This window comes from Serratia sp. Sp408 (genome assembly GCF_057180665.1).
The window spans coordinates 1-298 of record NZ_JBXUFT010000038.1 but is presented as its reverse complement, the minus strand read 5'-3'; the positions used below and the strand labels follow the sequence as shown (position 1 = coordinate 298).

1 protein-coding gene is annotated in these 298 nt (G+C 53.7%); it reads right to left on the bottom strand.

Going from position 1 to position 298, the window contains the following annotated elements; translation table 11 throughout:
* A partial coding sequence (locus AC2AXP_RS22750; RefSeq protein WP_484381997.1) for a transposase occupies positions 1-232 on the bottom strand: 232 nt, incomplete at its 3' end.
* Between the last annotated feature and the right edge of the window lie 66 nt (positions 233-298).

Here is a 298-nt window from a genome sequence, read left to right as displayed (position 1 = left end):
CCAGTTGGCGTTTGAGGCGGGCATTCTCAGCGGCGAGTTCGCCCTCACGTTCAGAGGACGTTGCCTGTTGCTGCCGCTTGCTACGCCAGGTGTAAATTTGCGACTCATAAAGGCTGAGTTCGCGGGCGGCTGCGGCCACACCAATACGTTCAGCCAGTTTCAGGGCTTCGTCGCGGAATTCAGGTGTATGTTGCTTGCGTGGCTTTTTAGTGGTTGATGCTGGTTTTGTCATGTGAGTCACCTCTTGCTTGAGAGTTTACTCACTTAGTCGCGTGTCCACTATTGCTGGGTAAGATCA